The organism is Streptomyces sp. (assembly GCF_036524955.1).
Lineage (GTDB): Bacteria > Actinomycetota > Actinomycetes > Streptomycetales > Streptomycetaceae > Actinacidiphila.
Window position 1 is genome coordinate 1 of the sequence record NZ_DATDBG010000168.1, and the last position, 7,765, is coordinate 7,765.

General features: G+C 71.9%; 8 protein-coding genes. 2 read left to right on the forward strand and 6 right to left on the reverse strand.

Features of this window, described 5'->3' with window-relative positions:
• From VIW71_RS13415 to VIW71_RS13435, 5 genes are all read right to left on the reverse strand, one after another.
• A partial coding sequence (locus VIW71_RS13415) for a pyridoxal-phosphate dependent enzyme (RefSeq protein ID WP_331622381.1) occupies positions 1 to 340 on the reverse strand: 340 nt, incomplete at its 3' end.
• Entirely contained in the window at positions 337 to 543 is a 207-nt protein-coding gene (locus VIW71_RS13420) for a hypothetical protein (RefSeq protein WP_331622382.1), read from the reverse strand. The genes VIW71_RS13415 and VIW71_RS13420, both read right to left, overlap by 4 nt.
• Positions 544 to 922: 379 nt before the next feature.
• Complete coding sequence (locus tag VIW71_RS13425; RefSeq protein WP_414720743.1) at positions 923 to 1,357, reverse strand: hypothetical protein; 435 nt, start codon at positions 1,355 to 1,357, stop codon at positions 923 to 925.
• Between the two features lie 36 nt (positions 1,358 to 1,393).
• A complete protein-coding gene (locus VIW71_RS13430) occupies positions 1,394 to 1,987 on the reverse strand; it encodes an RBBP9/YdeN family alpha/beta hydrolase (protein WP_331622383.1) in 594 nt (197 codons plus the stop codon).
• A 33-nt stretch (positions 1,988 to 2,020) separates the two neighbouring features.
• Positions 2,021 to 2,977 carry a nucleoside hydrolase gene (locus tag VIW71_RS13435; protein WP_331622384.1) on the reverse strand — a complete coding sequence of 319 codons (957 nt, stop codon included), beginning with the start codon at positions 2,975 to 2,977 and terminating at the stop codon, positions 2,021 to 2,023.
• Between the two features lie 1,070 nt (positions 2,978 to 4,047).
• Between VIW71_RS13435 and VIW71_RS13440 the strand changes: the two genes are divergently transcribed.
• Positions 4,048 to 5,274 (forward strand): acyltransferase family protein, encoded by a 1,227-nt coding sequence (locus VIW71_RS13440; protein ID WP_331622386.1) that lies wholly within the window; start codon positions 4,048 to 4,050, stop codon positions 5,272 to 5,274.
• A gap of 79 nt (positions 5,275 to 5,353) precedes the next feature.
• Here the strand turns inward: VIW71_RS13440 and VIW71_RS13445 are convergent, their stop codons facing one another.
• A complete protein-coding gene (locus tag VIW71_RS13445) occupies positions 5,354 to 5,836 on the reverse strand; it encodes a MarR family winged helix-turn-helix transcriptional regulator (RefSeq protein ID WP_331622388.1) in 483 nt (160 codons plus the stop codon).
• Between the two features lie 126 nt (positions 5,837 to 5,962).
• On the opposite strand from VIW71_RS13445, the gene VIW71_RS13450 reads away from it, so the two are divergent.
• Positions 5,963 to 7,669: an MFS transporter gene (locus tag VIW71_RS13450; protein ID WP_331622391.1), complete on the forward strand. Its 1,707-nt coding sequence runs from the start codon at positions 5,963 to 5,965 to the stop codon at positions 7,667 to 7,669.
• The last annotated feature ends 96 nt before the right edge of the window (positions 7,670 to 7,765 follow it).

Consider the following 7,765-nt stretch of genomic DNA (forward strand, 5'->3'; position numbering starts at 1 on the left):
CGTCCATCTTGGACCGCGGGGTGTCCTCCGGCATGAGAATGACCGCCGTGGTGCCCAGCTCCCGTGCGGCCAGGGCGACGGCCTGGGCGTGGTTGCCCGAGGAGTAGGCGGCGATGCCCTTGGCGGCCTGCTCCGGGGGCAGCCGGGAGGCGGCGTTGTAGGCGCCGCGGAACTTGAACGCGCCGATGCGCTGGAAGTTCTCACACTTGAGATGGACCTCCGCGCCGACCAGTTCGTCCAGGGTCCGTGAGCGCAGCACGGGGGTGCGGTGCGCGACGCCCTTGATCTGCGCGGCGGCGTCGCGGACATCGTCCAGGGTGACCGGCGGTGTGTTCGTCATGCTCGTACTCCGTCCGTGTTGGTGCGGTCGAGTGCGGCCCAGGGCTTGTTCCGCCGCAGCCGGTGGCCGACGGCGACGGCGTCCACGGCGGAGTCGATGTCGTAGCCGAAGGTGGTCGGCACCGCGGCCGTTCCGGCGACGCCGGCGATCTCAGCGGTCGGGGCATGGGTTCGGTCGACGGCGGTGATGCGAGGTCGATGCACAGGGGCGCGGAAAGCTGACGCCCGAGCTCCTGGAGGGCGGCCGAGGAACGAGGCCACCCGCGGAAGGAGTGAGCAGGAAGACCGGCCGAGAGCCGAACACCTAGGTGCGGCGATGATCGCGCCCTGTTCCTCAGCCGACATCGCGCGCTCCACGGGGTGCACCCCGCACGCGGGCCGCGCCTCGACCTCGGCCAGTACTCCGGACCGCCCGGAGACCGCGACCGGGTCCCGGCTGCGGAGTGCCGTCGGACGGGGTGCGCGCCGACCTGCCGGGCGCCGGTTCCGTGAGCGGCCCGCCGCGCGTCATCCGTCCTCCCAGAACATCAACAGAGCCGCTCCACAGCGTCCTGGACACCCAGCCCGGATGCAAGACCGAAAATCATCGCGGTGCCGTGAACCGACCGCTCAGCAGCCGGCCGGCGTTGGGGACGACGGTCGGCAGGCCGAGTTCGGTCAGGATGCGGAAGGCGGTGGCAGTGGCCGCCGACAGCACGGGCAGACCTGCTTCGTCCTCGACCGGCTGGATCGCCGGCAGCGACGGCATCTGCACGCACGCCGACAGCACCAGGGCGTCGGCATCGGCCAGGTCGAGACGCCGCCAGTGGTTCCGCAGGTCGTCGGGGTCGAGGCGGGCGACCGCCAGATTGTCGGGCACCTCCAGGCTCAGCGCGTCCACGACCTCGACACCGGCGTCCTCGATGCATGCGCAGGCCTCAGGAGCGCCCGGCCAGGGGTCCGCGATCGGTCGGCGACGACCTTGGTCGGTCTTCCTCCTTGCTCCTTCCGCGGGCGGCCTCGTTCCCCGGCCGCCCACTCCGGGAGCTCGGGCGTCGGCCCTCCGCCGAGTGGCCTACTGCTTGGCGGTCAGGCGCACGGCGGGGTCGAGACACCAGGCCAGGACCGAGGGCCAGGGGCCGTAGCCGTCGGGGACGGACACGTGGCCGGCGCCCGTCAGCAGGTCGACGTCGCAACCGAGCGGCCGGCCGAAGACCTCGGCGGCGCCTTCCGGGCAGTACGGGTCGTTCTCGGAGCACGCCAGCCGAGGCGTCGTCACGGCGAGCTTCAGCCTCGTCAGGTCGAGGGACGCGGGGGTGAACCCGGCGATCGCTTCCCATGAGAACGCCGCCGGTCCCGGCGGACCCACCAGGAGGACGCGGTCGGCGGCGGGCGCCCCACCGCCCCGCGCCGAGACGTGGAGCCAGGCCACGCAGCCCAGGCTGTGGCAGACCACGATGCGCTCCCCGCGCATCATCGCCAGCTCGGCCTCGATCGCCCCGGTCCAGTCGGCGAGTACCGGCCTGTCAGGATCGGGCAACTGCGGATAGAACACCTGTTCCCGGTGTTCCCTGAGCCGCTGCGCGAGGTCGTACTGCCAGTGCTCGGCCGGACGCCGGTTCTCGACACCGTGCAGGATCAGAAAGCTGCGGTTCCACACGGTCGACACCCTATGCTCCGCCGCCCGAGGCGCGGGCGGTCCTCACCCGCGGCACAGGCGGTCGACGAGCTGCCGGGCGAACGTACGCGGTGTTTCCAGCACGACGCGGACAGCGGCGTCCGGGCGGGCGGGGTAGCCGCGGTACCGGCCGCGCAGGTCCGCGACGACCATGCCGCGAGCGGGGCCGTGGCCGGTCTCCACGTCGACGGGGACGACGGGGGCCAGTACGGGTACGACGTCCCCCACCGCGATGGCGGCGGCGAGCGGGTCGTGGCAGGCCGCCGCGCGTACGCCGAACACGTTGCGCTCGTAGAAGTCGAGGTAGTGGCGGAGCACCGAGGCGGCGAAGGAGGTGGTGCGGCCGCCGTGCCGGGCCAGCTCCCCGGCGAGTTCCTCGGTGAGCAACTCGTCCATCGTGACGTCGAGGGGGACGAGGGTGACCGGCCAGCCGGCGGCGAGCACCGCGCGGGCGGCCTCCGGGTCGTGGTACACGTTCGCCTCGGCGACCGGAGTGACGTTGCCGGGCACACCGATCGCGCCGCCCATGACGGTGACGTGCTTGACCAGGGCGGGGAGCCCCGGTTCCAGCAGGAGCGCGGTGGCCAGGTTGGTGAGCGGTGCGGTGGCCAGGATGTGCAGCTCGCCGGGGTTCTCCCGGGCGAGCCGCACCATGAGTTGCGCGGCGGGTTCGGTGGTCGGCGCCGTGACCGGCTCCGGCAGACCGGTGCCGCCGAGGCCGTCGTCGCCGTGGACGTGGGACGAGGTGGCGACCTGGTGTCCGAGCAGCGTGGCGGACGCGCCGACGGCGACCGGGATGTCGGTGCGCCCGGCGAGTTCCAGCACCCGCAGGGTGTTCTTCGCCGCGGTGGCGGACGTGGTGTTGCCGAAAACCGTGGTGATCCCCCGGATGTCGACGTCGGGGTCGGCCAGCAGGTAGAGCAGTGCGAGCGCGTCGTCGACGCCGGTGTCGCAGTCGACGAGAAGGATGTTCTTCGGCATGACCGGTTGTCCTCTTGATCCTGTTGTGGTGCTGCCAGGGCAGCGGGAGTACGGGGCGGTCGACCGCGACCGCCGGCCGACGCCCGGCAGCCGGCAGCCGCTGGATCGGGAGACGGCGAAGCAGACGAGGAACAGTAGCGCGACGGTCCGCGGCAACGGATGGACCTCGCGCCCGCGCCTCTGGGCGGCCCGGACGAGGACGTGGCCGAGCATGCCGCCTGCGGGTCGCGGAACGGCCCGGCCGACGGGAAGGCAAGCCGAGGGAGCCGCAGATGGCAGCCCCTGCCCGGCCCGCGGAGGACTCGCGCTGCGCTGGGTGCGGTGCGCACGATCCCCGCGCCCCGTTGCCTGCGACGGGGCGGGCCGTTGAGCTGCGGGGCACCGCGGCGCCGCACCTCAACGGAATTTCAACATTTCGTTGAATACTGGGGCGGTCGCATTGCCGGTCCATTTCCGATACATGAAAGCAGAGTTCCGAATTCCTACCGTCACGTCGGTCGTCAGTCCGCCGCACCCGGCTGGGGCGGTCTGCGACCGCACCGAGGCCGGTGGCCGGCCGACCACAGCAAGGAGTTGCCCGCCCGGCCAGGGCGTATCGCCTGAAGTCCGACGGCCGGGATTCGGCCGGATCGCCCGGGAGACGGGGCTCGGCTACGAGGCGGACGAGTCCCGGCTGGACCGGGCGGTCGTCCTGCTCTTCATGAACCAGGCCGCCCCGCAGCACCCGCCTCGACGCACCCCTCCTCGACCTCAACCGCGTCCGCCTGACCCTCACTCACACCGCGGCCGGCTGAAAGGCCGGTGCCGTGGACGCGCTGTAACGCCGTCGCTTCGACGCTTCGGCCTGCCACCAGGCCGACCACCGCTCCCGCCACCGTGCGGCAGGGCTGCGGTGCACCGCGTGCAGCCGCGCCGGGCGGGCGCGAGGCGGCGCGCGCGAGCCCCGGACGCGCGTACGCCGGCACGTACGCGGGCCGCGCTTTTCGGGGGCTTGACGACCGCTTCACCGCCACTTGGTGAGATGAACCCGCACACCACGGAGACGCTTCCCACCGTGAGGCAGGGTTCGTATGAAGCACATGCCGGTCCGGGACATCAGAGCTGACGGTCACACGGACGCGGTCGCCGGCGACGCAAGACTGGAGTCACTGACCGGCCTGCGCTGGTTCGCCACGTTCGGGGTCTTCCTCTCCCATGTCAACATCCTCCTTCCGCTGCCGCACACCCGCGGACTGTTCTCGCTGGGCGAGTCGGGGGTGTCCCTCTTCTTCATCCTGTCCGGCTTCGTGCTGGCCTGGAACTGGACGGCGGACGACACCGCGAAGGCGTTCTACGGGCGCAGGTTCGCCCGGGTGTGGCCGCTGCTGGTCGTGGCGGTCGCCCTGCCGACGGTCTTCGCCGCGACCTCCGAGGGCGGCCCCGCGGTGGCGCACCTGCTGCTGATCTCCTTCTCGGCGGTGCTGCTCGTCCAGGCCTGGGTGCCCGGCTGGATCCTCCTGGGCGCCAGCCCGGTGACCTGGTCCCTGTCCTGCGAGGCCTTCTTCTACGGCCTCTTCCCGGCCACCATGCGGCGGTTGACCGCCACCCGGGCGCGCGGCCTGGTGCTGCTGGTCGCCGGAGCCGTCGCGGTGGTCTGGGCGGTGCGCGTCGCCCTGTGGTTCGCCTATCCCCCGACGCGCCACGTGACGAGCCTGGACGGATACGGCCCGGCGGTCTTCGCCCTCTACTCCCCTGTCTCCCGGGTGCCACAGTTCCTGATCGGCATGGCCGTGGCGATCGCGATGCGCCGGGGCTGGCGCGCGGTGTCGGTACGGACCGCGTGCGCGGCTCTGCTGGTGCCGCTGTCCGTACTGTGGCTGCTGCGCGGACACGCGTTCAGGAGCGCCGTTCTCTTCGACGGCGTGGACGCGGCGGCGACCCCGTTCCTCGCCCTGCTGATCGCCGCCCTGGCGGGGCGCGACCTGGACGGCGGCCGGTCGTTCCTCCGGAGCAGGCCCCTGGTGCGGCTCGGCCAGTGGTCCTACGCCTTCTACCTGTTCCAGTTCACCGTGCTGCTGCCGGTCGCCCTCGCGGCCAACCCCGGCCGGGAGGTGGCCGACTTCTTCACCGACCCCTTGGCGCCCAGCGCCGGCTACCTCGGGTACGCCCTGCTCGGCCTGGCCATCACCCTGGCCGTCTCGGCCGGCTTCTACCGGTTCCTGGAACACCCGCTGGAAGAGAGGCTCCGCCGTCGGCTGAGCTCGGCACCCACCCGCGGCCGGCCGGTCCGCCCGAGGTCGCCCGAGGGGGTGGCGTAGGCCGGACCGCCCCATCCGGAACCGCCGCGGCGCCATCCGCTCGGCGGAGCGCTGACCCCGGCCGTCACCCGGCCGGCCGTCAGTCAGAAGTAACGTTTCTGAGGATCTGGTCGAGCAGCTTCCCGAGTTGCTCGACCTCCTCGTCGCTGAACCCCGCCAGCATCCGCTGCTGGCTCGCGAGCGCGACCGTCTCGATCTCCGCGTACATGTTCTCGCCGTCCGCGGTCAGCGCCACGGTGGCGGCTCTTCGGTCGGTGCCGTTGCGCGTACGGACCACCAGCCCGCGCCGTTCCATCGTCTCCAGGTGCCGGGAGAGCGTCGGACCCTCGATGCTCAGGTACTGCGCGAGGGCCCGCTGGATCATCGGCCCCTCCCTCTTCAGTGTGGCGAGCATCGTCCAGGTGGCGAAGGTGGCACCCGACCTGCCCAGTTCCGCCTCGAAGAACGTCCGGCTCTCCTTGGCTGCGAGGCGCAGCTTCGGGGCGATGCTCCGATGCAGCCAGGCGGGCCCCGCCTCCGGCGTCGCCGACCGCCCAGCCGGGCTCTGCTGCTGCCTCCGCACCGCTGCCTCCGCTCTTCGCCCGTCACCCAAAAGAGTATCCCGGCGTGGGAGGCGCCCGGCCGAGGACGAGTGGCCGGGTAAAAAACAGTTCGTTAGGATGCGAAGTATTGAGACATTGGAGTCCTCGTGAGCGATGCCAGTATCGGAGCGGTCGTTCCCGCCCCCCTGACCGATCCGCAGGCGCCGTCGCGGCGCGCGTGGCTGGGGCTGGCGGTCATCCTGCTCGCCGCCTTCATGGAGTTGCTTGACGTGACCGTGGTGACGGTCGCGTCCCCGGAGATCCAGAGTTCACTCGACGCGAGCTATGCCCAGGTGCAGTGGATCCTGGCGGGGTATCAGCTGACCTTCGCCGCCGGCCTGGTGGCGGGCGGAAGGCTGGGCGACATCTACGGCTGCCGCCGCGTCTTCGTCAACGGGGTGCTGCTGTTCTCCGGCGCCTCGGTTCTGTGCGCCGCGGCGACCAGCGGCACCACGATCGTGCTGTTCCGCCTCCTGCAGGGGCTCGCCGCCGCTCTGATGTTCCCGCAGGTGCTGTCGATCATCCACGTCACCTTCCTCGGCAAGCACCGGGCGGCGGCTTTCGGCGCGCTGGGCGGCGTCACCGGGCTCGCGGGCATCGCCGGCCCGCTCATCGGCGGTGTGCTGATCCACCTCGACCTGTTCGGCACCGACTGGCGGGCCATCTTCCTGATCAACATCCCCATCGGCCTGCTGGCCGCGGTCGGCGCGTGGCTGCTGGTGACGGAGTGGAAGTCGGACCGGCGGCCCGGCCTGGACCTGTGGGGGACGGCACTGGGCACCGCCGCGGTGGCCCTGGTGATCTTTCCGCTGGTGCAGGGCAGGGATGCCGACTGGGCCTGGTGGATCTGGGCGCTGCTCGCCCTGTCGGCGCCCGTCCTCTACCTCTTCTGGCGGCACCAGCGGTGGCTGGAGCGGCGCGGCGGCTCGCCGGTGGTCGACCTGAGCCTGTTCCGCGGCGGCTCCTTCGGGATCGGCCTGCTCGTCGAGTTCACCTGCTTCGCCGGTGTCTCCGCCTTCTTCCTGGTGCTCGCGGTCGAGCTGCAGGCCGGTTACGCGTGGTCCGCGCTGCGTACCGGTATGGCCTTCCTCCCCGTCGCGCTGGGTACGGGGCTGGCGTCCGGCATCGCCATCCCGCTGCTGCCCAAGCTGGGCAAGATCGTGCTGCAGATGGGCGCGGTCGTCATGGCCCTGGGCATGGTCGCGCTGATGTTCACGCTGCACGCACACCCGCACGACCTGACCTTCTGGAAGCTCGCGCCCGCCGGACTGGTGGTGGGCCTCGGCCTCGGCATGATCGTGACCACGGTCAACGACGTGGTGCTCGCCGAAGCGGTCGGGCCGAGCGCGGGTTCCGCCGCCGGGGTGCAGACCACCGTCGGGCAGGCGGGCAACGCGGTGGGCGTCGCGGTCCTGGGCGCCATCTTCTTCGGCCTGCTGAGCGGCAACGCGACGGCGGCGGTGCGGGACTCCATGCCGGAGTTCCGGACCGAGCTGCGGCAGGCGGCGGTGTCGGCCCAGACCGCGCAGGCCCTCGAGCGTTCCATGGTCACCTGCTTCTCCGACCAGGCGTCGGCCGACGACCCGGGAAAGCTTCAGCCGGCCTGCACCACACTGATGACCCAGGCCCAGCGGACCGGGAACCCGGCCGTGGTCGAGCTGGTGGGCGAGAACCTGTCGAAGACCAGGCAGCAGCACTTCTCGGACTCGATGCGGACCGGTCTGTACTACGAGGTGACGGTCCTCGGGCTGGTCTTCCTGCTGGTCTTCCTGCTTCCGCTGCGCCGCGGCCTGCAGGCGGGAGCGGCCCACTAGGCGGCGGTGTCCGGAGAGTGGCGGCCCGCGCTCGGGGGGCCGCCTTGGGGGCAGGGCTCGGCGACAGAGCGTTCTCGGGGATGGGCGAGCGGGGGG